Genomic DNA, 24,053 nt, shown 5'->3' on the forward strand with positions numbered 1-24,053 from the left:
GTGTGCACATGTCACAGGAAGGTACGCGCGTAGAAATGCCCCGTGGAAGAGGGCCCGAGGGCTGCCGTTGGTCTACTCCTGCGAAATACTGGCCGAGCTGCGACGATCGCGTGCGCTGACGGGAACTTTCATCATGGGAAACGCCGGAGAGGGCGCTGACGTGCACAATGCCGGGACCGAGGGTGACGCTTCGACGAATCCGCCGGGCGGTGCGGCAGGGGGTGCGACGGGCGGCGCCGAGGGCTGTCGGCCGGGCGGCGCGGCGGGCGACCCCGGTGCCGGGGGCGGACCGTACGGGCCCGAGTTCCTCGACCTGGAACGGGAGTTGGCCGTCTTCCTGCGCCGCGCCCGCGCCTCCTCCGGCGAGATGGCCCGCGAGGTCCACCCCGACCTGGAGCCCGCCGCGTACGGGCTGCTCGTACGGCTGGAGGACGTCGGGCCGCAGCGCGCCACCGAGCTGGCGACGTACTTCGGCGTCGGGAAGGCCACGATGAGCCGCCAGTTGGCGGCGCTGGAGGCGCTCGGCCTGGTGGTGCGCTCGCGCGACCCGGCCGACGGGCGTGCCTCCCTGGTCGAGTTCACGCCGGGGGGACGGGAGCGCTTCACGCGCGTACGGCGGGCGCGGCGCGCGCGGTACGGGCGGAAGCTGGCCGCGTGGGACCGTGCGGAGATCTCCGAACTCGCCCGCCTGCTGCACCGGTTCAACGGGTTGAGCGCGGCGGACGACTGACGCGCGGCCGGGTCCCGCCGGGCCCGGTGCGCCTCACTCGGCGTGAACTACCGCGCGTCCGAGGCCAGTTGAGGGCGCGGCAGCTCCACGTACACCGTCGTCGCGTCGTCGTGCGCCTTCCCGCGCGGGAAGGCCGTACCGTCCGGGTCCGCCGACTCGGCCTCGCGCACCCGCGCCACGAGCGCGTACGGGCCCTCCTTGCGCACCAGTTCCAGCAGCTCCGGCCAGCCGCCCAGCCGGAACGTCTCCACCCACCGCGACGCTCCGTCGGTCAGTCCGAGCAGCGCGCCGACGTCCGCCCGTGGCGTCGTGCCGGTCACCGCGAGCCGCGCCACGTCCGGGTCGGCCGCCGCCGTGTGGAACCCGTCGCCGCAGGGGGAGTTGCGCAGCGCCTCGACCGCGCGGGCGTACACGGCGCCCGCCGCCGCGCGTTCGGCGGAGCCGCGCGGCAGGGCGCGCGCCTCGGCGGCCAACGAGCGGACGCTCTCCGGGAGTCGGTCGAGGCGGGTGTCCAACAGCGGTGTGACGGTGCCGTCGACGCCCTCCAGCAGCAGCACCGAGTCGGAGAGCACCAGGTGTTCGACGACGTCCTCGTCCCAGCGGGCCGCGACCACCGTCGCCTGCGGAGTGCGTGGGTGAGAAAGGTCACAGGTTGAGCGGTGGGCCTCGGAGGTACGGGTAATGGCCTCGGACAGGCAGGAGGCGAGCGTCAGATCCCGCCGGGACGCGGCGAGTTCGAGCAGCGCGCCGCCCAGACGTGAGGTGAACCACGGAACCCCGTGCGCGCATCCGTCGTCGTCGGGCGGTGTCACGCCGTCCAGTACGACGAGCGCCCCGCCGTCGCCGGACGCGGGCAGCGCCACGGACGTGTGGTCCTCGTTGGGACGTCCCGCGTCACCCGGTTCGCTGGCCATCTCGATGCGCATGCCGCCAGTCTGCCGGAGGGCCCGGCCCGGAGCGCCCGGCGGAGGCCCCCCGCGGTCGCGCGTTCCCCGCGTACGGGAGCGGGCGCCGGAGCCGACGCGGGCGTGACACGGGGGCGGAACGGCAGGTCAGGCCGTACGGCGGGCGCCGCACGGGCCCGTACGGGCGTCCCGCGCGGCCCGCGGTCGGGGCCCGGCGCGGGTGCGGGCGCGCATACTGCCAGGGTCCCGCGCGGATTTCCAGCCGTGTCCGCGAACGAGCCCGTACGCAGCCGCGATCCGAGTTGTCCCTCGACTACTGCGTGTTGTTCACTCCTTCGGGTGGTGGGGCAGGGGAACCACGCCCGCCCCAATTCGGCACTGGAAGGGTCGTGCGTCGTCAGTCGGGGCGGGAGCCTTCTGGCGCAACATGAGTGGGGCTGTCGCCTCCGGGGCCGTTCCCGGGCCGGGCGGGACGAGATTGCGAGCGCGGGTGCGGACGAACCGACTTCGGAAAGCTGGCAAGCCTGCCGCCACGGCGGCCTCCTCGGCGCCGCCACGGGCACGCGTACGCAACCGGCTGCTCGTCTCCGTCGCGCTCACCGCCGCCTGCGTGGCCGCGGCCGGGGCCCCGACGGTGCTCGCCGCCTCCGGCACCCTCGCCGACGCGCAGGACCGCGTCGACCGCGCGGAACTCAACCAGCGGATCATCGCCCTCACGCACTCCCTCGCCGACGAGCGCGACGACCGCGTCGTCCGGGCCGCCGCCGGTGCGGGCGAGGCGGGCCTGTCCGAGGCCCAACGGGCCCGGCTGGAACGGCAGATCGCCGCCGTCCGCGGCTCCGACGCACTGCCCTCCTCCCTGCGGGAGCGGCTGGCGCGGCTGGCCGAGCCGGGACGGCAGAAGCGGGGCGAGAAGGCGGCGCTGGCGACGTACGACGCGTACAGCGAGACCATCCGCGGCCTCCAGGCCGTCGCCCGCACCGGCACCGGGGACTCGGCCGGCGCCGCCGCGCTCGGGCACCTCGACCGCGCGGTCGCGCACGCGTCGGGCACGCGCGGGATGCTCCAGGGCGCCCTGCTGGCGCCCGGTTCGCAGCCGGACCTGATGGCGGGCGCCGAGCTGGCGCGCGTACGGGACGAGGGCGCGCGGGCCGACTTCGAGGAGACGGCCGCCCGTGGCCCGCGCGAGACCTTCGAGAAGACCGTGACCGGCGGCGACGTGAACACCGCCGACCGGTTCCTGCGGCGGCTCACCGAACGCAGCACCCCCGGGCAGGCCGACTGGTCCGACGTGGACGCCGAACCCGTCGCCGCCGCCCTCACCGCGCGCGTGAGCCTGATGCGCGGTGTCCACTCGTCGCTCGCCGCCGCCGAGGTCCGACGGCTGGAGGGGCTGCGCGACGACGAGGTGACGTCGGCGGAACTCCAGGCGGCGCTGGTCGGCGGCGCCCTGCTGGTGGCGCTGGGCACCGGGGTGTGGTCGGCGCGTTCCGTGGCGCGGCCGTTGGCGGTCGTACGGCGCGGGGCGCGGCGGCTCGCCGCGGACCCGGCCGGTGCGGAGCCGGTGCGCTTCACCGGCCGGAACGACGAGTTCGCCGACGTGGTCGCCGCGCTGAACGAACTGCGGGACACCGCGCTCGCGTTGCGCGGGCGGACCGGTGCCGACGCGGCCGCCGGGCGGGCCGAGGGCGCGGCCCCGGCGGACGGCGGCCAGGGCGCCGCCACCACCGTGGCCGCCGTGGCCGCCGCGCGCGCCGCCGTGGCGGCCACGGCGGCGGAACCGGTGGCCGGGGACCCGGTGGACGAGCCGCGCGGACCGGCGCCGGCCGGGACACCCGAACCGGCCGTCGCCGCCCTCGACACCGACCGGCTCCGCGCCCGGCACGCCGCGCTGGCACGGGAGTCGGCCGCGGCGGAGCAGGCGTCCCCCGACAGTCCGGTGGCGCTGCTGGGGCAGCGCACGCTCGTGCTCATCGAACGCCTGCTGGGCGTCGTCGAGTCGCTGGAGGCCGACGAGACGGACCCCGCGCGCCTCGGCACCCTCTTCACCCTCGACCACCTCGCCACCCGCACCCGGCGGCACAGCGAGGGACTGCTGACGCTCGCCGGCGCCGTACGGCCGGTCCCGCACCACGACGGCCCCGTGCCGCTGCTCGACGTGCTGCGCGCGGCGGTCAGCGAGACGGAGCAGTACGAGCGGGTACGGCTGGAGCCGCTGCCGCCGCAGGCGTTCGTCACCGAGCAGGCGGCGGACGACGTGAGCCACCTCGTCGCCGAACTCCTCGACAACGCCACCACGTTCTCCGCCCCGGGCTCCCAGGCGCAGCTGACCGCGTGGCTGCTCCAGGACGGCCAGGTCATGGTGTCCGTACGGGACAACGGCACCGGGATGACCGGGGAGCGCCTCGCGGAGCTGAACGAACTGCTGGCCGCCCCCGACCCGTACGCCGTCGTGCCGCCCGGCGGGACCGGCGGCGGTACGGGGCTCGGGCTGCACGTGGCGGCGCGGCTGGCGGCGCGGCACGCGCTGCGCGTGGAGCTGCGGTTGCGGTCGCGGGGCGGCATCGCCGCCACGGTGGTGCTGCCGCTCGACGTGCTGGCGGGGACGGACGCGGGGGTGTCGGCGGGGTCCGTCGGGCCCGGCGCGGACGTCCCGGACTTCCCCGTCGTCCCGGACTTCCCCGTGGTGCCGGACTTCCCCGACTTCCCCGACGCGGCCTTCCCGGACGCGGCCTTCCCCGACCCGGCCGCCGCGACCCCCGCAGCCGGTACGCCCGCGGCGCCCGAAGTGCCGGACGCCGACGGCCCGTTCGGCCGTACGGACGCGTCCGCCGCGGCGGACCCGGGGGACACGCAGGGCGGCCTGCCCGTACGGCAGCGCCGCACCGGCTCGGTGCCCCACCCTCCGGCGCTGGAACGGAACGTCGCCCCGCCCGTACCCGTGGCCGACGCCGTCCCCGCCGACCGGGACGTGCCGCGGCACGACACCGCGGAGGACGCCGTACGCGAGGAGCCCGGACGACCCGGTGGCTCCGGCCGCGGCACCCCCGTGGTCCCGCCGCAGGCGGAACCGTATGCGGAACCGCCCGCGGACCAGCCGACCACGGAGACGGGGCTGCCCCTGCGCACGCCGAAGGCCCAGGGCAGGCCCCCCGTGGGCCCGCCCCCGGCGCGTACGGGCGGCGCCGACCCCGACGAACTCCGCCGGCGCCTCGGCGGGTTGCAGAGAGGCGCGCAGAAGGGCCGACGTGACGCGGCGGCGGAGATCGCCGCTGAACGAGGTGCGAACGAAGAGGAGGCTCGGCCGTGAACGCCCCCACCACGGAGCACACACCTGTCAGCAGCGGAGTGCGCAGTCTGCGCTGGATGCTGTCGGACCTCGTGGACGAGGTGCCGGGACTGCTGTCCGTCGTCGTCGTGTCCGCGGACGGGCTCCCGATGCTGTCGTCCGACGACGAGGCGGACTCCGCCCCGCAGGCCGTGTCCCGCGACAACGGCACCGACCTCGCCACCATCGTCTCCGGGCTCGCCTCGCTCACGTCGGGCGCGTCCGAGCTGATGGAGGCCGGGGTGGTGAAGCAGACGATGGTCTCGATGGACCACGGCAGCCTGTGCGTCATGTCCATCAGCGACGGTTCGCTGCTCGGCGCGTACGCCGCGCCCGAGTGCGACATGAGCGCCGTCGCGTACCACATGGCGCTGTTCGTCGGCCGCGCCGGACACCTGCTGACGCCCGAGCTCCGCACGGAGCTGCGCCGGTCGATGGAGTCCGGCGCGGAACTGCCGCCGCTGCCGCGCAAGCGGAAGCACAAGCGGACGGAGCAGGAGCCCCGTCCGTGAACGAACCCGTGGCACTGCCCGTACGCGCGCCCGCCCGGGTGCGTCCGTACGCGCCACCCGGCACCGGCCGTACCGGCCCGTGCTGGGTGCTGCTCCTGGAGAGCTTCGTCGCCACGGCCGAACTGCCCCCGCGCCGCACCGTGCGGCGCGACGGGCCCCAGCGCCCGCTCGCGGAACGGGGGCTGCCGGAGGCCCGCGCCATCGTCGAACTGTGCCGCCGTACGCGGACGGTCGCGGAGATATCCGCCCTCCTGCGGATACCGCTGGGCGTGGTGCGGGTGCTCCTGAGCGAACTGGCGGACCAGGGCCGTATCCGGGTGCACGGCACCGGACACGGGCTCGGGCCGCCCGATCACGCACTGCTGGAAAGGGTGTTGGGTGGACTCCGCCGACTGTGAACAGGACTTCCCGCGAGGCGCCGCCGCGCGTCTGCGCGCCGAGCCGGGCCATGCGCCCACCTCCACGAAGATCGTGGTGGCGGGTGCCTTCGGGGTCGGCAAGACGACCTTCGTCGGCGCCATCTCCGAGATCGAACCGCTGAGCACCGAGGCCCTGATGACCCGGGCCGGGGAGCTGGCGGACGACATCGCCGCCACGCCGGACAAGACCACGACCACGGTGGCCCTGGACTTCGGCCGGATCACCATCGACGAGGGCCTGGTGCTGTACCTCTTCGGTACGCCCGGCCAGCGCCGGTTCTGGTTCATGTGGGACGACCTCGTACGCGGCGCCATCGGCGCGGTGGTCCTCGCCGACACGCGGCGCCTGGAGGACTGCTTCCCGGCGATCGACTACTTCGAGACCAGCGGGCTGCCGTACGCCGTCGTCGTCAACCACTTCGAGGGCACCCGCGCGTACGCCGTGGAGGACGTGCGCGAGGCGCTGACCGTGCCCGACCGCGTGCCGGTGCGGGTGATCGACGCGCGGCGGCGCGCGGACGTCGCGGAGACGCTGGTCACCCTGGTGGGCCACGCGCGGGAGCTGGCCGTCGTCTGAGGGGTCCGCCACACAGGGAGATCCGCGATGCGGAAGATACTCGTCGTCGGTGCCGGGCAGGCCGGCCTCCAGCTCGCGCTCGGGCTCCAGAGCAGGGGCTACGAGGTGACCGTGATGTCGCAGCGGACACCGGACGAGATACGCCACGGCCGCGTCACGTCCACCCAGGTCATGTTCGACCGGGCGCTCCAGCACGAGCGGGACGCCGGGCTGCACTGCTGGGAGGACAAGGCCCCGGTGATCGAGGGCCTCGGAGTCTCGGTCGCCGCGGCCGACCCGGCCACGGGCACCGCGCCGGACTTCCCGGCGCGCGCCGTCGACTGGCTCGGCAGCCTGCGCGGCTTCGCGCAGTCGGTGGACCAGCGGGTGAAGATGGCGGGCTGGATGGAGCTGTTCGCGGCGCGCGGCGGCCAGCTCGTCATCCACGGCGCCGCCGTCTCGGACCTCGACTTCTTCGCGGGCCGCTACGACCTCGTGCTGGTCGCCGCGGGCAAGGGCGAGCTGGTGTCGATGTTCGCGCGGGACGGGGCCCGTTCGCCGTACGACCGGCCGCAGCGCGCGCTCTCCGTCGCGTACGTGCACGGGCTGCTGCCGCGTACGGACGCGCCGGACGTCGAGGCCGTACGGTGCAACCTGGTGCCGGGCGTCGGCGAGCTGTTCGTCATCCCGTGCCTGACCGTGTCGGGGCGGTGCGACATCCTCTTCTGGGAGGGGCTGCCCGGCGGCCCGCTGGACGTCTTCCAGGGCGTCAACGACCCGGGCGAGCACCTGTCCCTCGTGCTGGAGCTGATGGAGCGGCACGTCCCGTGGGAGTACGCGCGGGCCGTACGGGTGGAGCTGACGGACGGTCAGAGCACCCTCGCCGGGCGGTACGCGCCGACCGTGCGCCATCCCGTCGGGTGGCTGCCGGGTGGCGGCGCGGCGCTGGGGGTGGCCGACGTGGTGGTGGCCAACGACCCCGTGACGGGCCAGGGTTCGAACTCCGCGTCGAAGTGCGCAGCCTGCTATCTGGAGGCCATCGTCGAACGGGGCGACCTGCCCTTCGACGAGGCGTGGATGCGGCGGACGTTCGACCGCTACTGGGCCCAGGCCCTGCACGTCACCCGGTGGACGAACACCATGCTCGCGCCGCCGCCCGCGCACGTGCGCACGCTGCTGGGCGCCGGGATGCGGCACCAGCCGGTGGCCGACCGGATCGCCAACGGGTTCGACGATCCGGCCGACTTCGAGGACTTCTTCTACGAGCCGGAGGCGGCGGAGCGCTATCTGGCGTCCGTCGCGGGCGGTGCCGCGCCGGAGTAGTCGCCGCCGGTGTCGCCGCCCGCGCCCGGGTCCGTATCCGTGTCCAGGGGCGGGGGCGTGTACGACGGCAGGGGCGGCGCGGCCGGGTCCGGGCGTACGGCGCCGAGCACCGGGTCGGCCGCGACCGGGGAGAGCCCCACCCGGGCGCCGGGGCGGGGCGACCGTACGACGCGGCCGTCGCCCGCGTACAGGCCGACGCGGGTGGCGCCCGCGTAGACCACCAGGTCGCCGGGGCGCAGCCGGTCCAGCGGCACGCGCGCCAGCCGCCGCCACTGCGCGCGGGCGGTGTGCGGCAGGGTCAGCCCGGCCGCCGCCCAGGCGCGGGCGGTCAGCCCCGGCGAGTCGTACGCCTGCGGGCCGCGTCCGCCCGGGGCGTACGGCTTGCCGCGCTGCGCGAGGGCGAACTCCAGGGCGCGCAGGCCCCGTTCGGAGGGAGCGCGGGTGCCCCCTGCCTCGGTGCCCGCGACCCCCGCGCCGCCGTCCCGCGTGCCGTCGGGGGCGCCGCCCGCCGGGACGTCGTCGCCCAGCGCGCCGCGCGCGAGGAACGCCTCCTGCGCGCGCTCCCCCTCCCGGCTCTCCAGCCGCCGCAGCCGCTCCAGCCGTTCCGGTGGCAGCGCGGACAGCGTCCGCTCCACGGCGCGCAGCCGCCGCTGCGCCGTGTCGCGCTGCCGCCTGCTCTCGGCGGCCAGCCCGCGCTGCTTCTCCAGCGCGCCGCGCGCGCGGCGCGCGAGCGCGTCCCGCCGCCGTTCCCCGCTGGTCAGCCGCTTCACCGCGACGGCCTGGCGGCTCACCGCCCGCCGCAGGGCGTGCCCGCCCTGCAGGGCGCGCACCGGGTCCTCCGCGAGCAGCACCTGCACGGAGGGCGGCAGCCCCGCCGCCTGTTCCCGGTACTGCTGCCGGGCCAGCCGCCCGGCCTCGGCCCGCCCGGCGTCCACGGCGCCGCGCGTACGGGCCAGCCGCGTGTCGAGCGCGCGCACCCGGGTCCGCTGGGCCTCCAGCCGTTCGCGGGCGCCGTCGTACGCCTCCGAGGCCGCCTCGGACGCGCGGTACAGCGCCCGCATCCGGACCAGCAGCTCACCGACCCCCGGCGCTGCGGCGTCCTCCGGCCGCGGCTGGCTTGTGGGGTGCGTCGGTCGGGTGTGCCCTGCGTGCTGGGCGGGTTGGGTGTGCCGGGCGGCCCGCGCCGCGTCGGTCACCCGCGCCGCCTCCGCCCGCTGCGGCGGCTGGGCGGTCACCACCACCATGGCCGCGGTGGCCACGGCCACCGCGCTGACGGACCGTACGGGAATCAGCTCTCTCACCTCCGCGACGGCGCCCTCCGGCCGGGGCCCCGAGGCGATCGTCGCCAGGTGTGCGGTACGCGCGCGCGGTGGACTGGGCGATCCGGCGACAGGTGTCACCCGTTGGGGGAGGGGCGGCGGGTAGGTGGTCACCCGTCCGGCGGCTCGATGCCCTCCGCGCGCGCGGAGGGCGAGAAACGGGAGGGTGTCCGCGCGCGCGGACACCGGGAAAGCGCCGTGCCCCGACCCGTACGCCCCCGGCTCAGCGGCCGAGGAAGCGGCGCCCCCGCGACTCCCGTACGTCCTGCGCGCGCAGGACGATCTCGTCCAGGTACGCCTCCGGCAGCCACTCCGTCGCCTCCCGCTCCGCGCGCCCCGCCGGGTCGAGCAGCCGCGCCAGCTCGTGCGCCTCCGGCCGCGCCCCGGGGGCGGCGCGCAGGCAGGCGAGGAGCGCGGGGCGCAGCGCCTCGGGCACCGCCGCCACGTCGGGCGCCGCGCGCGCGGCGGACGCCGGGCCGCGGGGGGACGGGCGCGCACCCGCCGCGTGGCAGAGGAGCGCGCCCAGGTCGAACAGGTCGGCGGCGGTCGGCTCGACCGTCCCGTCGTCGGAGCCGCGGTCGCCGACGACCGTGCCGAGGGCGTGGTCGACGACGCGGGGCGTGTCGGAGGTGAGCAGTACGTTGGCCGCGCGCAGGTCGCCGTGCGGCACCCCGGCGGCGTGCAGCGCCGCCAGCGCGCGGGCCACGGCGCCGCCGACCGCGCGCAGCCCCGGCTCCGGCAGCGGCCCGTACCGGGCGACCAGGGTCGCCAGCGCGGTGCCCGGCACCAACTCGCCCGCCAGCCAGGGCCGTTCGCCGTCCAGCTCGCAGTCCAGGGCCCCGGCCACGTACGGGCTGGCGACCTCGTCCGCGAGGGTCCGCGTGACGTGCCGCAGCCGGGCGCGCAGCGAGCGGTCCCGCAGCAGCTCCGGGCGCAGCGCCCGAACCGCCACGGATCGCCTGCGTCCGCCGCGCCCCGGCGTACCGCGCCCGGCGTAGACGGTGCCGAGCGCGCCGGAGCCGAGCACCCCGTGCAGCCGGTACGGACCGAGCCGACGGGGGTCGGCGTCACCGAGGCGCGTCATCCCTTCGAACACGCTGGGCAGACTAGGCCCGATGGGCCCTCACGGGGTCAGGACCCGTAATAACTGTCGAAGTTCTTCATGAACTGCCACTCGCCGAAGGCGTCCCAGTTGATCGACCAGGACATCAGCCCGCGCAGGTCCGGCCAGGTGCCGGACGGCTCGTACGAGCCGCAGTCGCTGCCCTTGGTGAGGCAGTCGAGCGCCTTGTTCACCTCGGCGGGCGGGGTGTGCCCGCCGCCCGCGGACTCCGACGCGGGCAGGCCGATGGCAACCTGTCCGGGGTCGAGCGCGGGGAAGACCTTGTCCTTGTCGCCCGCGACCGGGAAGCCGGTGAGCAGCATGTCGGTCATCGCGATGTGGAAGTCGGCGTTGCCCATGGTGTGGAACTGGTCGTCGAGCCCCTTGATCGGGCCCGAGTTGTAGTCCTGCACGTGCAGCATCGTCAGGTCGTCGCGCAGCGCGTGGATGACGGGCAGGTACGCGCCCGCGCGCGCGTCCTGGGCACCGTCCGGGCCGGGGCCGTAGAACTGGTAGCCGAGCTGCACGAAGAACGTCTCGGGCGCCATCGTGAGCGCGAACCCGTCGCCGTACTTGCCCTTGAGGGTCTTCAGCGCGTCGATCAGGTTGACGACGACCGGGGTCTTCGGCTCGCGGAAGTCCGTGTCGCCGGGGTCGAGGGAGAGGGAGTGGCCCTCGAAGTCGATGTCCAGGCCGTCGAGTCCGTACCGGTCGATGATCCCGCTGACGGACTCCACGAACTTGTCCCGCGCGGCCTCGTCCTTCAGCTGCACCTGGCCGTTCTGGCCGCCGATGGAGAGCAGCACCTTCTTGCCCGCGGCCTGCTTCTCCTTGACGGCCGCCTTGAACTCGTCCTCCGACTCCACGTTCGGGCACTCGTCCTTGGGACAGAGCTGGAACTGGATGTCGCCCGAGGTGGTGGACGTGGGCTCGCCGAAGGCGAGTTGGATGACGTCCCAGCTGTCGGGCACCTCGGAGAGCGGCGTGTAGCCGGAGCCGTTGGCGAAGCTGGTGTGCAGATAGCCGACGAGGGCGTGTTCGGGCAGGTCGGCTGCCGCGGCGTTCGTCTTCGCGCCGGTGGCGGCTGGCGCGTCCGAACCGTCGGACTGGCCGGCGTACGCGCCGGAGATGAACAGTCCCGTGCCGACGACTCCGGCCACTACGGCGGCGAGCGTGCGGGTGTGCGGGATACTGCGGCGGCGATGGTGCATGGGGGGACGCTCCTGGGTCGACGTCGGACGTGCGGGTGGGGCGTACGTACGGTCGAGCTGGTCGGCGCACCGCCCGGAAGTCTTCGTGTGCGGGAGCCATCCCGGGCGGCGGCCCTGGTCAGGGAGCAAACAGGACTAGACCAGTGTGTGTCAATGGTCCGTACCAGAACTGTTCACGTCCCCGTCCCCGTCCCGGTCCGCGCCGGTGTCCGTGCCCGTGACCCCGTCCGACCCGGCGGCCCGGCGCCGCGCCGCCCGCGAACCCCGGCCGCTCCAGGGCCACTTGGGGCGGCGCTCCGCGGCGTCCGCGTCCGGGTCGTACACGTAGACCCAGCCGCGCGGCAGCCGCAGCCGGGGCGTCACCGACGCCGCCTCCAGCCGGTACACGTGCACCGTCCCCGCCCCGCCGTCCACCCCCGGCACCGGCACCTCGTACGTCGCGGGCGGCCGCCCCGTCGGTCCCAGCAGCACCGGCAGCGCCCGGCCGTCGAGCGGGCCGCCGGTGAACGCCGTGTCCTCGCTCCGCACCCGCTCACTCCCCGTCCGGGGCGCAGGGCTGCGCCAGCCGACGGGCGCCCGGCCCCTCGTCCCCGAGCTGGTCGTACGGGTTGGCCAGCACGCACACGTCGATAGAGAGGCAACCGCAGCCGATGCAGTCGGTGAGGTTGTCGCGCAACTGCTGGAGCAGCCTGATCCGCTGGTCCAGGTCGCCGCGCCAGCACTCCGAGACCCGCGCCCAGTCCTCGCGGTTGGGCGTGCGGTTGTCGGGGAGCAGGGACAGCACCTCGCGGATGGCGGCGAGCGGGATGCCGAGGCGCTGCGAGGCGCGGATGAACGCGACGCGGCGCAGGGTGTCGCGGCTGTACCGGCGCTGGTTGCCGCTGGTGCGCCTGCTGCGGATGAGGCCCTCGCGCTCGTAGAAGCGGAGGGCGGAGGTGGCGACCCCGGCGCGTTCGGCCAGTTCGCCGACTGTGGCTTCCTTGGCGTTCCAGGAGAGGTGAGTCGACATGCGGCCAGCGTAGCCCGTTGTTGAAGCTGCGTTTAAGTCGCCCGGGGGGCCGCGCTCAGCCCTCCGGCGGCGCCAGCAGGTGCGCGCCGTCCGCCACGACCGGCAGCAGCCGCCGCACCAGCCCGGCCACCCGCCCGTCCGCCTCCTCCCGCGCCAGCGCGCGGCGCGCGATCGCCGCCGTCTCCGGGTCGCCCGCCGCCGTGATCGTCAACAGGGACACGAAGTGGTCCAGCAGCCAGTCGTGCAGCCCCTCCACGGGCGGCTGCTTGTCCTCGTCCAGCCAGATCAGCGACGCGCCCTCGACCGCGCTGATCCAGGTCCGCACCATGAGCCGGAGCCGCGCCCCGGGTTCGGGTGCCCCCAGGTGCGCGAGGATCTGCTCGGCGGCGGTGCGCCGCACCTCGTCCACGATGGCGTGCGTACGGGAGGTCTCCACCACGCTGCCGCCCTGGAGCAGCGCCATGAAGCCGGTGTCGTGCTCGTCCACGAACCGCAGGTAGCGGCTCAGGGCGCGGCCGAGCCGTTCGACGAGCGGCCCCTCGTGCGGCTCGTCGAAGCAGCGCTCCAGTTCGTCGGCGGCGGAGCGCAGCGCGGCCTCGTACAACTGCTGCTTGCCGCCCGGGAAGTAGCGGTACACCAGCGGCCGGGAGACCCCGGCCGCCGCCGCGACCCCGTCCAGGGAGACGTCCTCCGGCAGCTGGTGCGCGAAGAGGCCGAGCGCCGCCTCGATCAGCTGGGTGCGCCGTTGCTCGACGCTGAGTCTGCGGTACGCCGGGGCGCTCATACCGGGCAGCGTAGCCGCCCCGGCGTCCGTGTCCCGTACGCCCTCAGGCGAGCAGTCCCGAGCTCTTCCACATCCGGCGGCCCGCGCCCCGCAGCACCCCGATCTCGTCCAGGAAGTCGGTGAGCCGCTTCGCGCCCTGCTGCATCACCTCGCGCCGGTGCCCGCTGGCCTTCACCTGGGCGAGCGCCTCCCGCTTGTCCAGGCCCACGTCCGCGTACACCTGCGGGTTGACGAAGGAGACGGAGAAGACGCGCGCGGCCTCGCCGGAGCTGAGCCGGGTGAGTTCGGCCTCCCAGCGCGGGCAGCTGACCATCTGGCGGCGCAGCTCCTCCCGCGCGTACCGCACGTGCCGGGCCTCCTCCACCACGTGGATACGGGTCACGCCGCGGACGAGGGGCTGTACGCGCTCGTCCGGGAACGTCAGCCGCTGCATCCAGTCGAGGATCTCCTCGCCCAGCAGGGTGCAGGTGAACGAACCCGGCGTGGTGGAGATGGTCTTGAGCACCCGCGCCAGGTTGTGGTGCGTCCGGCTGACCGGGTACGCGGGCGCGCCCGCCTTGGTGATCATGCGCGCGAACATCATGGAGTGGCGGCACTCGTCGGCGATCTCGGTCAGCGCGTACCGCACGTGCGAGCTGGTCAGCGGCTTGTCGTAGATGTGCCGGACCAGCAGCTGCATCAGGATCACCTCGAACCAGATGCCGAGCGACGCCAGCGACGCTGCCTCGTGCCGGGCCAGGTCGAAGCGCTGTTCCTCGGACATCCGCCGCCACAGGGGGGTGTCGTAGAGGGACACCAGCTCCGGGGGCCAGAACCACTTGCCGTCCTCGAAGGGGGCGTCCCAGTCGAGTTCGGTGTCGGGGTCGAAGGAGTGCTTGCGGGAGGACTCCAGGAGGCGTTCGGCCACCTGCTCCCGGTCCTTGAGCAGGCCGAGCGCGTCCCGGAGGACCTCGTTCTCGGTCATCGTCGTCATCGCTGGGGACACCTCGCTGCGAAGTCGTCGTCCGGGTTACCGGTGGTCACCTTTGCGGCCGTCTCTTATGAGACTGCGCGTCAGCAAGCACGTCAATCCCCTGGGCGCGACTTGTTGACCCGGGAGTAAGGCCGGGGCCGTACGGGCTGGCGCCGCCCGTGGTACGTACCGGCCGCGTACGTGGCGCCCGCACGCGGACAGCACCGTGCCCCCAGGCCGCTCGGGCGACTGGGGGCACGGTGGGTCGTGTCACCGGGCCGGTGGAGGGGAGGGTGCTACCGGCCGGTCACACGTGCGGGGGGTGGGGTCAGCGGGCGCGGCACCACTCGGGGGCCTTGCCGATGTTCTCGATGTAGCGGGCGGAGGCCCAGGCCCAGCGACCGTCGGCCAGCTTGTACCAGCGCGGGTTGCCGTTGACCCAGCCGCCGTTCACCTTGCACTTGATCTTGACGGTCTGGCCGTAGTGCAGCACGCCGGTGACGCGGTAGTTCTGGCTGGGTCCGGAGCGGACCTTGAGGCCGGTGCGGGCGATCACTCTGCCCCAGTAGACCTTCCCGCTGCCGCCGAGCCGCGGCAGTTCCTCGGCGCTGAACGTGTGGGTGTTCGCGGGCGGGGTGGGGGCGTCGGTGGCGGCCGTCGCGGGACCGACGGCGGTCATCGCGGCGACGGCGCCGCCCGCGGCGCAGAGGGCGAACTTGCTGAGGGTGGAGTCGAGCATCGTCTCTCCTGTGGGAGCGGGCCCCTGGGAGCGGGGGTCCTGGGAAGCGCGCGGAGCACGGTCCGTGACGGCCCGTTCACTCCTTGCAGGCATCACGCTAAATGTCCTACTTTGTGCCCGCAACTCGTCACTCTCCGCTGTCAGTTCCCGGTGCTCGCCGCGCGCCGCTTCCTGACGTTCCGCCCCGGGCCCGTACGGGCCCGGCCCCGGATCAGACGCCGACCAGCGTCCGGTCCTGGCTGGCGGCAGTGGCGGCGAGGGAGGCGTCGCCCAGGTGCGCCATGCGCTCGGCGACCGCGGAGGGTGTCGGCTGGTGGAGCTGGCCCGCGAGCCTGCCGTCCGCGAGGAAGAGGACCGAGTCGGCGTACGAGGCGGCGACCGGGTCGTGCGTCACCATGACGACCGTCTGGCCGAAGTTCCGCACCGTCTCGCGCAGCAGCTCCAGTACGTTCTTCGCGCTGCGGGTGTCCAGGGCGCCGGTCGGCTCGTCACCGAAGATCACGCTGGGGTTGGTGACCAGGGCACGGGCCACGGCCACCCGCTGGCGCTGGCCGCCGGACAGCTGCGAGGGCAGCGCGTCCAGCCGGTTGCCGAGGCCGACCTGCGTCAGGATGTGCTCCGCGTGGCCGGGGCGGGGGCGCTTGCCCGCCGTCCGCAGCGGCAGCGTGACGTTCTGGAGCACCGTCAGGGTGTCGAGCAGGTTGTACTGCTGGAAGATGAAGCCGATCCGCTCCCGGCGGAACTTGGTCAGCTGCGCCTCCGTACGCCCCGCCATCTGCGCGCCGTCCACGACGACCACCCCGTTGTCGAGGCTGTCCAGGCCCGCCGCGCACTGGAGCAGCGTGCTCTTGCCGGAGCCGGAGGGGCCCATCACGGCGGTGAAGGTGCCGGCCGCCAGGCTGAGGGACACGTTGTCCAGGGCCGTGGTGCGGCTCTCGGGGTGACCGGGGGTTCCGTACGTCTTGCTGACGGACACCAGGCGAAGGGCTTCGGCGCTCCTGGAGTTGTCGTGGTGACGGAACATGGTGGTCACTTCCCTTCGGCGACGGCGCCGTGTGCGCCTTCGAGTAAGAAGTTACGCAGCGCGGCGGGCCGTCACGAGGGCTCTACGCACCAGAACGGGGTGGACCTAGCGACACCCCCCGCCGGTGGTGCTGACCGCAGAGCGACCGTGTGGCGGCCGGTGCGCGGACCCGGCGGACACGGCGCCGGCACGGGCCGGGAGAGGTGCCGGGAGGGGCGCCGTACGGCTCACCCCGTCGGGCGGAAGCCGCGCAGCCGCAGGCTGTTGGCGACCACGCACACCGAGGAGAACGCCATCGCCGCCCCGGCGATCATGGGGTTCAGCAGCCCGGCCGCCGCCAGCGGCAGTGCCGCCACGTTGTACCCGAAGGCCCAGCACAGGTTCGCCCGGATGGTGCCCAGCGTCCGCCGCGCCAGCCGTACGGCGTCCGCGGCCACCCGCAGGTCGCCCCGTACGAGCGTGAGGTCGCCCGCCTCGATCGCCGCGTCCGAGCCGGTGCCCATGGCCAGGCCCAGGTCGGCCTGGGCGAGGGCGGCGGCGTCGTTCACGCCGTCCCCGACCATCGCGACCCGGCGCCCCTCGGCCTGCAACCGCCGGACCACGTCGACCTTGTCCTCCGGCAGGACCTCCGCGATCACCTCGTCGACGCCCACCTCGGCGGCCACGGACGCCGCGACCGCCTCGTTGTCGCCGGTCAGCAGGAGGGGCGTGAGGCCCAGCGCCCGCAGCCGTACGACCGCCTCGCGGCTCGTCGGCCGCACCGCGTCGGCCACCTCCAGCACGGCGCGCGCCTCGCCGTCCCAGGCGACGGCGACGACCGTACGCCCGGCCGCCTCCGCCTCCGTACGGGCACGGGCCAGCTCCGGGGGCAGCTCCACGGGGGACGGTTCCGCCGCGAGCAGGGCCGGGCGGCCGACGACGACGTCGTGGCCGTCGACCGTGCCCCGTACGCCGAGGCCGGGGACGGACACGAAGTGCTCCGGGGTGGGCAGCGCGGGCACGGCGTCGGGGGCGTCCGTACGGTCGGCGCCGTCCGTACGTTCCGTGCCGTCGCGCCCGCGCAGGCGTGCCACCGCGCCGCGCGCCACGGCGCGGGCGACCGGGTGCTCGGAGGCGTGCTCCAACGCGCCCGCCAGGCGCAGCACTTCGGCCTCGGGAACACCCTCGGCGGTACGGACCGCGAGCAGCGTCATCCGGCCGGTCGTGACCGTGCCGGTCTTGTCCAGCACGACCGTGTCGACCCGCCGCGTGGACTCCAGCACCTCCGGGCCCTTGATGAGGATGCCGAGCTGCGCGCCCCGGCCCGTGCCCGCCAGCAGCGCCGTCGGTGTGGCCAGGCCGAGGGCGCACGGGCAGGCGATGATCAGCACGGCCACGGCCGCGGTGAACGCGGCCGTGGGCTCGGCGCCGTTGCCCAGCCAGAAGCCGAGGGTGCCCAGCGCCAGGGCGATGACGACCGGCACGAACACCGCCGAGACCCGGTCCGCCAGCCGCTGCGCCGCCGCCTTGCCGTTCTGCGCGTCCTCCACCAGCCGCGCCATGCGGGCGAGTTGGGTGTCGGAGCCGACGCGTACGGCCTCGGCGGCGAACCGGCCGCCGACGTTCAGGGTGGCGCCCGTGACGGCGCTGCCGGGCGCCACCTCGACGGGTACGGACTCGCCGGTGAGCATCGACGCGTCGACGCTCGACGTGCCCTCCCGCACCACCCCGTCGGTGGGGATCTTCTCGCCGGGGCGCACCACGAAGCGGTCGCCGACGGCGAGCGAGGCGGCGGGCACCCGTTCCTCGCGGCCGTCGCGCAGGACGGTGGCCTCCCGGGCGCCCAGCTCCAGCAGCGCGCGCAGGGCGGCGCCCGCCTGGCGCTTGGCGCGGGCCTCGAAGTACCGCCCGGCCAGCAGGAAGGCGGTGACCCCGGCGGCGGCCTCCAGGTAGAGGTTCCCCGCGCCGTCGCCGCGCGCGACGGTCAGTTCGAAGGGGTGCGTCATGCCGGGCGTACCGGCCGTGCCGAGGAACAGCGCCCACACCGACCACAGGAACGCGGCCGAGACCCCGACGGAGACCAGCGTATCCATGGTGGCCGCGCCGTGCCGCAGGTTGGTGACGGCGGCGCGGTGGAACGGCCAGGCGGCGTACGTGACGACGGGCGCGGTGAGCGTCAGCGACAGCCACTGCCAGTACGTGAACTGCCAGGCGGGCACCATCGCCAGCGCGATCACCGGCACCGCCAGTACCGCCGCCGTGACCAACCGCTGCCGCAGCGACAGCAGTTCGTCGGCGGGGGTGGACGCGGAGGGGGCGCCCGCGTCCGGCTCCCCGGCGCCCGCGTCCGTACGTGCCGGGGGCGTACGGGTGGGGGCGGGCGGCGTCGCGGTGTAGCCCGTGGCCTCCACGGTGGCGACCAGGTCCGCGACGGCGACGTCCTCGGCGTGGGTGACCTTCGCCTTCTCTGTCGCGTAGTTGACGGTGGCCTCGACGCCGTCCATGCGGTTGAGCTTCTTCTCCACGCGGGCCGCGCACGAGGCGCACGTCATCCCGCCGATGACCAGCTCGGTCGCGCGCGCCGTCCCGTCGGCGGGGGCGCCGGTGGGAGCGGGCCGGTCCGCCCGTCCCGCGCGGGCCGTCCCGTGCGGTGCCGTGGTGGTCATCGTCGCTCCTCGCTGAAGACTGCGGTGCCGCTGGCGCGGTGTGTGCGGGGCGTCCCGTACGCGCGCCACCGAGGGCTCCTCTATACCCCTACCCGGTATGCTCGCGCAAGCGTTCCCCTCGCTTGGCATGATACCCCCTGGGGGTAATCTCGGGATTCCGAGCCGTCCTCTCCCGCGGCGGTTTCCCGGAAAGGAACGCCATGAACACGGGCACGACCACAGGGCTGCGGATCACCGCCTTCGCCACCGCCCTCGCCGCCGTCTTCGGCGGCGCCTACGGCCTCGGTTCGGGGCTCGACCCGCTCGTCGACGACCCCGCGCCCGCCGCCCACGAACGCCACCCGGGCGGCGAGGCGGGCGGCGCCGACCGCTCGGCCGACGGCGGGCACGGCGGTCACGGCGACGGCGAGGACGGCGGGCACGGGGGACGTAAGCCCGACCCCGCGTCGGACGAGCCCGTCGGCGGGCTCCGCGTCTCCTCCGGCGGCTACGCGCTGGACCTCCGTACGCCCCGGGTCGAGGCGGGCCGCGCCGCCACCCTCCGCTTCCGGGTGCTGGACCGCGACGGGCGTCCCCTCACCGAGTACCGCCGGGACCACGACAAGGAGCTGCACCTCGTCGTCGCCTCCCGCGACCTCGGCACGTACCGCCACGTGCACCCCACCCGCGCCGCCGACGGCACCTGGAGCACCCGGCTGACCCTCCCCGTGGCCGGTGACCACCGTGTCTTCGCGGACTTCGTGCCCGGCGCGGACCCGGAGGCGGGCGCGGACGCCGAGGGCGTCACGCTGGGCACGGACCTCGCCGTGGCCGGTCCGTACGCGCCGCGGGAGCTGCCCGCGCCCACCCGTACGGCGGAGGTGGACGGCTACCGCGTACGCCTCGACGGGGCGCTGCGGCCGGGCGCGGCACGGGAGTTGACGCTCACGGTCACCAGGCACGGCAGGCCGGTCACCGACCTGGAGCCGTACCTGGGGGCGTATGGGCACCTCGTCGCGCTCCGCTCCGGCGACCTGGCGTATCTGCACGTCCACCCCAACGGGGCACCGGGCGACGGCGCCACGGAGCCCGGCCCGGAGGTGTCGTTCACGGCGACGGCGCCGAGCGCGGGGGCGTACCGGCTGTTCCTCGACTTCAAGCACCGGGGCGAGGTGCGCACCGCCGCGTTCACCGTACGGGCGGGGACGGCGTCGGGCGCGGGCGGCACGGACGGCGCGGGTGACGCGGGTGGGGACCACGGCGGCGCGGGGCACGGGCACTGACGGGGTGGGCGGACGGGCGGGCGGCGGCGCCGTTCCGCCTCACCACCGCCGTCGCGCCACGTCGTCCCGCAGCCGGGGCAGCTTCGCGTACAACGCCTCGCCGGGGCAGGCCGTCTCGAAGCCGTCCCGGTGGCCGGAGATCGTGTGGAGGAGCGCGGCGGCGCCCTTCGGGTAGCGGCTGTCGCTGTTCGTCGACACCAGCCGCACCCTGCCGTGCGGATCGGCGCCGGGCCGCAGCTGCCACGCCGCCACCGCGGCGATGGACGCCAGCATCGCGCGCGGTACGCGCGCCCCCTCGCGGAAGTCGCCGAGCGCGGCGATCCCGACGCTGCGGGCGTTGAAGCCGGTGGCGTGCGCGCCGCGCAGCGGCCGGCCCGCATGGTCGACGCGGCCCGCGTAGACGGTGCCGCAGCGGTCGACGACGTAGTTGTAGCCCACGTCGTCCCAGCCCATCCGGTGCACGTGCTGCTGCTGGAGGGCGCGCATGATGCGGGGCGTGTCGGCGCAGTCGTACGCGTCGGGGTGGCTGGTGTGGTGCACGAAGACGGCGCTGACGCGGGTGACGTACGGGGCCCGCTCCCGTACCAGCTTCTCGTCCGCGCCCCACGCCGCCCGGCTCACCACGTCGGGGCGCGCCGCGGCGGGGCGGGCGGCGGCGGTCGACGGGGTGCGGTGCTCCGGGGGGCGCTCCCGTGCGGGGGCGTCCCAGCGGGTCAGCACGGCCAGGGGCAGTGCCGCCGCGACGAGGGCGAGCTTGGCGAGACGCATACGGATCACGGTGCACCGGGGCGACCGGTCGCACATGTGCACGCATCCGTTCGGGTGAACGGGGAGGAGCGGCGGGTGTCTCCGCACCGCTTCCGGTTGCGTACCGTGGGGCTTTGCGGAAAGCATTCCGCTCCGCCGTCCGGAGCGGCCCGCTGGCCCCAATACTAGGGATTCCGCTACTTGTTGGGAGGGTTCCGCTTCAGGCGTTTGGCGGGCCGTCGGGGGGAAAGGCGGAGCGCATGACTAATTTGACGCTGCCGGAAGAGTTCATGCTCATCGCGTTGGACGACGACTCCGGCCGGGGCAAGACCCGCCCCGGTACGGACTACGCGGTGGCGGGGATGGCGCTCGTGGAGCTGTCCCTCTCGGGCCGGGTGGAGGTGGGCGACGACGAGGTCGTGCGGGTCGTGGACAAGACCCCGATGGGTAACTCGTTCCTGGACGGGCAGCTGTCGAAGATCGCCGCCGACGGTGGCACCGCCGAACTGAAGGACGTGCTGAAGCACACCCGCAAGGGGGTCGTCGAGGGCACGGTGAACTCCCTCGTCTCGCAGGGCGTGCTGAAGCAGGAGAAGAAGCGCGTGCTCGGGCTGGTGCCCGTCAACCGCTACCCGAAGGGGCAGGACGGCCCCGAACTGGCCGTCCGCAAGCGGCTGGACGAGGTGGTCCTGCAGGGCCAGGACCCGGATGAGCGCACCGCCTCCCTCATCGCCGTCCTGCACGGTGCCCGTCTCTGGAAGCTCGCCTTCCCGGACGCGGACCGCAAGCAGGTCAAGAAGCGGATGGAGGAGATCTCGGAGGGCAGCTGGATCAAGCCCGCCGTCGCCTACACCGTGAAGCGGACCCGTATCGCCATCGCGGCGGCCGCCGCGGGCGGCTGATCCCGCCCGGCCGTCGTCGCGGGGCGGCCGAACGGGAGCGGCACACCGGGCGGGCCCCGACCCTCGAGGTCGGGGCCCGCCCGGTCGTGCGTGCGGGGGTCGCGGCGGCGGGGCGTACGGGGTGGGCGGGACGTCCGAGGCGTACGGGACGTACGGGGTGGACGGCGGGTGGCGGGAACGGGTCGTACGCGCAGAAGCGATCACGACCGCACCTCTTCCGACGGAACCGCACAGTCCCTACGGTGAGATGTCGTACTTGGCACGGACATGCCACATCCGCCACGTCCCTGACCCCGGAGGAAGGCGACGATGAGACCCCACACCGTCCGTACGGACCGCCGAGTCACCGCCACCCTGGCCGCCGCGCTGCTGAGCGCCGCGACCCTCACCCCCACGGCGGCCCACGCCGCGCCGGAGCCCGCGCCGTACGCCCCGGCCGCCCCGCACGCCCCCGCCGCGACGCCCGCCGCCGACGGACTCGCGGCCACCCCGCCCATGGGCTTCAACAACTGGAACTCCACCCACTGCCGCGCCGAGTTCGACGCCGACATGGTCAAGGGCGTCGCGGACGTCCTGGTGGAGAAGGGCCTCAAGGACGTCGGCTACGAGTACGTGAACCTGGACGACTGCTGGGCCCTGCCCGAACGCGACGCGGACGGCCAGCTCGTACCCGACCCGGCGCGCTTCCCCGACGGCATCGCGGCCGTCGCGGACTACGTCCACGACAAGGGGCTGAAGCTCGGGATCTACACCAGCGCGGGCACCAAGACGTGCAACGACGCCGGGTTCCCCGGCGCGCTCGGCCACGAGTACGGCGACGCGCGGCAGTTCGCGGACTGGGGCGTCGACTACCTCAAGTACGACAACTGCAACAACCAGGGCGAGGACGCCAGGACGCGCTACACCACCATGCGCGACGCCCTCGCCGCCACCGGCCGCCCCATCGTCTACAGCATCTGCGAGTGGGGCGAGAACGAACCCTGGGAGTGGGCGAGCGAACTCGGCCAACTCTGGCGCACCACGGGCGACATCAGCGACAGCTGGGACTCGATGCTGTCGATCATGAAGCAGAATCTGCCGCTCGCCCCGTACGCGGGCCCCGGCCGCTGGAACGACCCCGACATGCTGGAGGTCGGCAACGGCGGGATGACGGACACCGAGTACCGCACCCACTTCTCCATGTGGGCGGTCATGGCCGCGCCCCTGCTGATCGGCTCCGACCTGCGTACGGCCTCCCCGGAGACCCTGGAGATCCTCGGCAACGAGGAGGTCGTCGCCGTGGACCAGGACCCGCTCGGCAAGCAGGGCGAAGTGGTGTCCGAGGAGGACGGGCGCTGGGTCGTCGGCCGGGAACTGGCCGACGGCGGCCGGGCGGTGGCGCTGTTCAACGAGACCGGCGCGGAGCAGACCGTCGCCACCACGGCCGCGGCCCTCGGACTGCCGCAGGCGGACTCGTACGCGCTGCGCGACCTGTGGCGGCACGAAGACGGCAGCACGGCGGGCGACATCTCGGCGGTGGTGCCCGCGCACGGGACGGTGCTGCTGCGGGTCACGGCGGACGGCTGACCCTCCGCCGGGGCGGCCCCGCCCCGGCCCGCCTCGCGTCCGCCTCGCCGAACGGGCGGGCGCGGGGCGGGAGTTCGCGTCCTCAGTCGAGTACGGCCGTGGCCTCGACCTCGACCAGGTGCTCGGGCACGTCCAGAGTGGGGACGCCCAGCAGCGTGCCGGGCGGCACCGGCGTGGTGCCCAGCCGCGCCGAGGCACGGGCGATCCCGTCCAGCAGCAGCGGCATCTTGTCGGGGGTCCAGTCGACGACGTGGATCGTCAGCTTCACCAGGTCGTCGAGGGTGCCGCCGACGGCGGCGAGCGCGGTGGCGACGTTCAGGTAGCACTGTTCCACCTGCGCCGCGAGGTCGCCCTCCCCGACGGTCCTCCCACCGGCGTCCCAGGACACCTGCCCGGCGACGTGCACGAGCCGCGTACCGGTCGCGACCGACACCTGCCGGTACGCGTCGACCTTCGGCAGTCCGTCGGGGTCCACGAGGGTGATCGGCATGCTGTCCTTCTCCTTGTCGCGCGGTGGCCACGCGTGCGGGTCACCCCGTACGCGTGCTCTCTTGCGGTTACTGGAGAACCGTAGGAAAGTAGCCGCTGACATGGAAGAACGCACTTTTCAGTGACTGGGGAACCGAATGGTGACCAAGCAGCTCGGGGGCCTGCCCGAGCACGCCGACCTGACGCGCGCGGACTCGCTGGCGCGGGAGATCTTCTCGGACGTCGCCAACAAGTGGGCGCTCCTGATCATCAACGTCCTCGACGACCGCACCCTCCGCTTCAGCGAGCTGCGCCGGGAGGTCGAGGGCATCAGCCACAAGATGCTCACCCAGAACCTGCGCATGATGGAACGCAACGGCCTCCTCGTACGCGAGGTGCACCCCACCGTGCCGCCGCGCGTCGAGTACACCCTCACCGAGCCCGGCCGCGCGCTGCAGCGCATGGTCAACGGCATGTGCGACTGGACGCAGCGCTACCTCGGCCACATCGAGGGGTCGCGGCGCCGCTTCGACGACGCCTGACCGGGGCC

The 24,053-nt window shown here is 74.6% G+C and carries 21 protein-coding genes and 2 pseudogenes; 10 read left to right on the top strand and 13 right to left on the bottom strand.

The genetic code is table 11. The annotated features are described in order from the left end of the window. Window positions 1-133: 133 nt before the first annotated feature. Window positions 134-730: a MarR family transcriptional regulator gene (locus D7M15_RS20770; protein WP_121518888.1), complete on the top strand. Its 597-nt coding sequence runs from the start codon at window positions 134-136 to the stop codon at window positions 728-730. 47 nt (window positions 731-777) lie between these two features. Here D7M15_RS20770 and D7M15_RS20775 read toward each other — a convergent pair whose 3' ends face one another. Next, window positions 778-1,656, bottom strand: a complete 879-nt coding sequence (locus D7M15_RS20775) for a protein phosphatase 2C domain-containing protein (RefSeq protein WP_121518889.1) — start codon at window positions 1,654-1,656, stop codon at window positions 778-780. Window positions 1,657-2,125: 469 nt separating this feature from the next. Between D7M15_RS20775 and D7M15_RS20780 the strand changes: the two genes are divergently transcribed. From D7M15_RS20780 to D7M15_RS20795, 5 genes are read left to right on the top strand one after another with little or no spacing between them, the layout of a single operon-like run. Beyond that, a complete protein-coding gene (locus D7M15_RS20780; RefSeq protein ID WP_165906304.1) occupies window positions 2,126-4,945 on the top strand; it encodes a nitrate- and nitrite sensing domain-containing protein in 2,820 nt (939 codons plus the stop codon). A gap of 56 nt (window positions 4,946-5,001) precedes the next feature. Continuing rightward, window positions 5,002-5,475 (top strand): roadblock/LC7 domain-containing protein, encoded by a 474-nt coding sequence (locus D7M15_RS28570; RefSeq protein ID WP_240649700.1) that lies wholly within the window; start codon window positions 5,002-5,004, stop codon window positions 5,473-5,475. Beyond that, on the top strand, window positions 5,472-5,873 hold the full coding sequence (locus D7M15_RS28575; RefSeq protein WP_165906172.1) for a DUF742 domain-containing protein: 402 nt from the start codon (window positions 5,472-5,474) through the stop codon (window positions 5,871-5,873). Before D7M15_RS28570 ends, D7M15_RS28575 begins: the two co-directional genes overlap by 4 nt. Window positions 5,874-5,904: 31 nt before the next feature. Next, a complete protein-coding gene (locus D7M15_RS20790) occupies window positions 5,905-6,471 on the top strand; it encodes an ATP/GTP-binding protein (protein WP_240649701.1) in 567 nt (188 codons plus the stop codon). A gap of 27 nt (window positions 6,472-6,498) precedes the next feature. Further along, on the top strand, window positions 6,499-7,773 hold the full coding sequence (locus D7M15_RS20795; protein WP_121518892.1) for a styrene monooxygenase/indole monooxygenase family protein: 1,275 nt from the start codon (window positions 6,499-6,501) through the stop codon (window positions 7,771-7,773). On the opposite strand, the gene D7M15_RS20800 is transcribed toward D7M15_RS20795, so the two are convergent. From D7M15_RS20800 to D7M15_RS20845, 10 genes and pseudogenes are all read right to left on the bottom strand, one after another. Continuing rightward, window positions 7,734-9,074 (bottom strand): NlpC/P60 family protein, encoded by a 1,341-nt coding sequence (locus D7M15_RS20800; RefSeq protein WP_127201779.1) that lies wholly within the window; start codon window positions 9,072-9,074, stop codon window positions 7,734-7,736. The two genes, D7M15_RS20795 and D7M15_RS20800, sit on opposite strands and share 40 nt — an antisense overlap. A gap of 241 nt (window positions 9,075-9,315) precedes the next feature. Beyond that, a complete protein-coding gene (locus D7M15_RS20805) occupies window positions 9,316-10,188 on the bottom strand; it encodes a protein kinase (protein ID WP_127201780.1) in 873 nt (290 codons plus the stop codon). Between the two features lie 35 nt (window positions 10,189-10,223). Next, window positions 10,224-11,249: pseudogene (locus D7M15_RS20810) on the bottom strand (chitinase); the annotation flags it as partial. Between the two features lie 306 nt (window positions 11,250-11,555). Then, window positions 11,556-11,933: a hypothetical protein gene (locus tag D7M15_RS20815; RefSeq protein WP_240649399.1), complete on the bottom strand. Its 378-nt coding sequence runs from the start codon at window positions 11,931-11,933 to the stop codon at window positions 11,556-11,558. Between the two features lie 4 nt (window positions 11,934-11,937). Further along, the gene (gene soxR, locus D7M15_RS20820; RefSeq protein WP_121518896.1) at window positions 11,938-12,414 is read right to left on the bottom strand and encodes a redox-sensitive transcriptional activator SoxR; all 477 of its coding nucleotides are present in this window, start codon (window positions 12,412-12,414) and stop codon (window positions 11,938-11,940) included. A 55-nt stretch (window positions 12,415-12,469) separates the two neighbouring features. Further along, window positions 12,470-13,198: a TetR/AcrR family transcriptional regulator gene (locus D7M15_RS20825; RefSeq protein WP_121518897.1), complete on the bottom strand. Its 729-nt coding sequence runs from the start codon at window positions 13,196-13,198 to the stop codon at window positions 12,470-12,472. A gap of 43 nt (window positions 13,199-13,241) precedes the next feature. Next, entirely contained in the window at window positions 13,242-14,171 is a 930-nt protein-coding gene (locus D7M15_RS20830) for a diiron oxygenase (RefSeq protein ID WP_121518898.1), read from the bottom strand. Between the two features lie 307 nt (window positions 14,172-14,478). Next, window positions 14,479-14,889: an SH3 domain-containing protein gene (locus D7M15_RS20835; protein WP_240649400.1), complete on the bottom strand. Its 411-nt coding sequence runs from the start codon at window positions 14,887-14,889 to the stop codon at window positions 14,479-14,481. Window positions 14,890-15,100: 211 nt separating this feature from the next. After that, complete coding sequence (locus tag D7M15_RS20840; protein WP_121521143.1) at window positions 15,101-15,913, bottom strand: ABC transporter ATP-binding protein; 813 nt, start codon at window positions 15,911-15,913, stop codon at window positions 15,101-15,103. Between the two features lie 227 nt (window positions 15,914-16,140). Further along, a complete protein-coding gene (locus D7M15_RS20845; protein WP_240649702.1) occupies window positions 16,141-18,444 on the bottom strand; it encodes a heavy metal translocating P-type ATPase in 2,304 nt (767 codons plus the stop codon). 314 nt (window positions 18,445-18,758) lie between these two features. Between D7M15_RS20845 and D7M15_RS20850 the strand changes: the two genes are divergently transcribed. Beyond that, window positions 18,759-19,820: a hypothetical protein gene (locus tag D7M15_RS20850; RefSeq protein WP_121518900.1), complete on the top strand. Its 1,062-nt coding sequence runs from the start codon at window positions 18,759-18,761 to the stop codon at window positions 19,818-19,820. 39 nt (window positions 19,821-19,859) lie between these two features. Here the strand turns inward: D7M15_RS20850 and D7M15_RS20855 are convergent, their stop codons facing one another. Beyond that, window positions 19,860-20,588 carry an N-acetylmuramoyl-L-alanine amidase gene (locus D7M15_RS20855; protein ID WP_121521145.1) on the bottom strand — a complete coding sequence of 243 codons (729 nt, stop codon included), beginning with the start codon at window positions 20,586-20,588 and terminating at the stop codon, window positions 19,860-19,862. 239 nt (window positions 20,589-20,827) lie between these two features. On the opposite strand from D7M15_RS20855, the gene D7M15_RS20860 reads away from it, so the two are divergent. Together D7M15_RS20860 and D7M15_RS20865 are read left to right on the top strand one after the other, a co-directional pair. Next, window positions 20,828-21,469 (top strand): GPP34 family phosphoprotein, encoded by a 642-nt coding sequence (locus tag D7M15_RS20860; protein ID WP_121518901.1) that lies wholly within the window; start codon window positions 20,828-20,830, stop codon window positions 21,467-21,469. A gap of 309 nt (window positions 21,470-21,778) precedes the next feature. Continuing rightward, window positions 21,779-23,029 (top strand): annotated as a pseudogene (locus D7M15_RS20865) (glycoside hydrolase family 27 protein); the annotation flags it as partial. A gap of 88 nt (window positions 23,030-23,117) precedes the next feature. Here the strand turns inward: D7M15_RS20865 and D7M15_RS20870 are convergent. Continuing rightward, window positions 23,118-23,525: a Rid family hydrolase gene (locus D7M15_RS20870; protein ID WP_121518902.1), complete on the bottom strand. Its 408-nt coding sequence runs from the start codon at window positions 23,523-23,525 to the stop codon at window positions 23,118-23,120. Between the two features lie 136 nt (window positions 23,526-23,661). Between D7M15_RS20870 and D7M15_RS20875 the strand changes: the two genes are divergently transcribed. Continuing rightward, entirely contained in the window at window positions 23,662-24,045 is a 384-nt protein-coding gene (locus tag D7M15_RS20875; RefSeq protein WP_121518903.1) for a helix-turn-helix domain-containing protein, read from the top strand. Window positions 24,046-24,053: the final 8 nt, after the last annotated feature.

Origin of the sequence: Streptomyces sp. Z26 (assembly GCF_003665095.1) — a bacterium.
Taxonomy (GTDB): Bacteria; Actinomycetota; Actinomycetes; order Streptomycetales; family Streptomycetaceae; genus Streptomyces; species Streptomyces phytohabitans.

Bases quoted from the DNA above. Each gene is read 5' to 3' on its own strand.
- soxR (WP_121518896.1), bottom strand. From the start codon at position 12,414: ATGTCGACTCACCTCTCCTGGAACGCCAAGGAAGCCACAGTCGGCGAA.
- D7M15_RS20825 (WP_121518897.1), bottom strand. From the start codon at position 13,198: ATGAGCGCCCCGGCGTACCGCAGACTCAGCGTCGAGCAACGGCGCACC.
- D7M15_RS20840 (WP_121521143.1), bottom strand. From the start codon at position 15,913: ATGTTCCGTCACCACGACAACTCCAGGAGCGCCGAAGCCCTTCGCCTG.
- D7M15_RS28570 (WP_240649700.1), top strand. From the start codon at position 5,002: ATGCTGTCGGACCTCGTGGACGAGGTGCCGGGACTGCTGTCCGTCGTC.
- D7M15_RS20830 (WP_121518898.1), bottom strand. From the start codon at position 14,171: ATGACGACGATGACCGAGAACGAGGTCCTCCGGGACGCGCTCGGCCTG.
- D7M15_RS20775 (WP_121518889.1), bottom strand. From the start codon at position 1,656: ATGCGCATCGAGATGGCCAGCGAACCGGGTGACGCGGGACGTCCCAAC.
- D7M15_RS20875 (WP_121518903.1), top strand. From the start codon at position 23,662: ATGGTGACCAAGCAGCTCGGGGGCCTGCCCGAGCACGCCGACCTGACG.
- D7M15_RS20860 (WP_121518901.1), top strand. From the start codon at position 20,828: ATGACTAATTTGACGCTGCCGGAAGAGTTCATGCTCATCGCGTTGGAC.
- D7M15_RS20850 (WP_121518900.1), top strand. From the start codon at position 18,759: ATGAACACGGGCACGACCACAGGGCTGCGGATCACCGCCTTCGCCACC.
- D7M15_RS20870 (WP_121518902.1), bottom strand. From the start codon at position 23,525: ATGCCGATCACCCTCGTGGACCCCGACGGACTGCCGAAGGTCGACGCG.
- D7M15_RS20835 (WP_240649400.1), bottom strand. From the start codon at position 14,889: ATGCTCGACTCCACCCTCAGCAAGTTCGCCCTCTGCGCCGCGGGCGGC.
- D7M15_RS20770 (WP_121518888.1), top strand. From the start codon at position 134: ATGGGAAACGCCGGAGAGGGCGCTGACGTGCACAATGCCGGGACCGAG.
- D7M15_RS20845 (WP_240649702.1), bottom strand. From the start codon at position 18,444: ATGACGTGCGCCTCGTGCGCGGCCCGCGTGGAGAAGAAGCTCAACCGC.
- D7M15_RS20855 (WP_121521145.1), bottom strand. From the start codon at position 20,588: ATGCGTCTCGCCAAGCTCGCCCTCGTCGCGGCGGCACTGCCCCTGGCC.
- D7M15_RS20795 (WP_121518892.1), top strand. From the start codon at position 6,499: ATGCGGAAGATACTCGTCGTCGGTGCCGGGCAGGCCGGCCTCCAGCTC.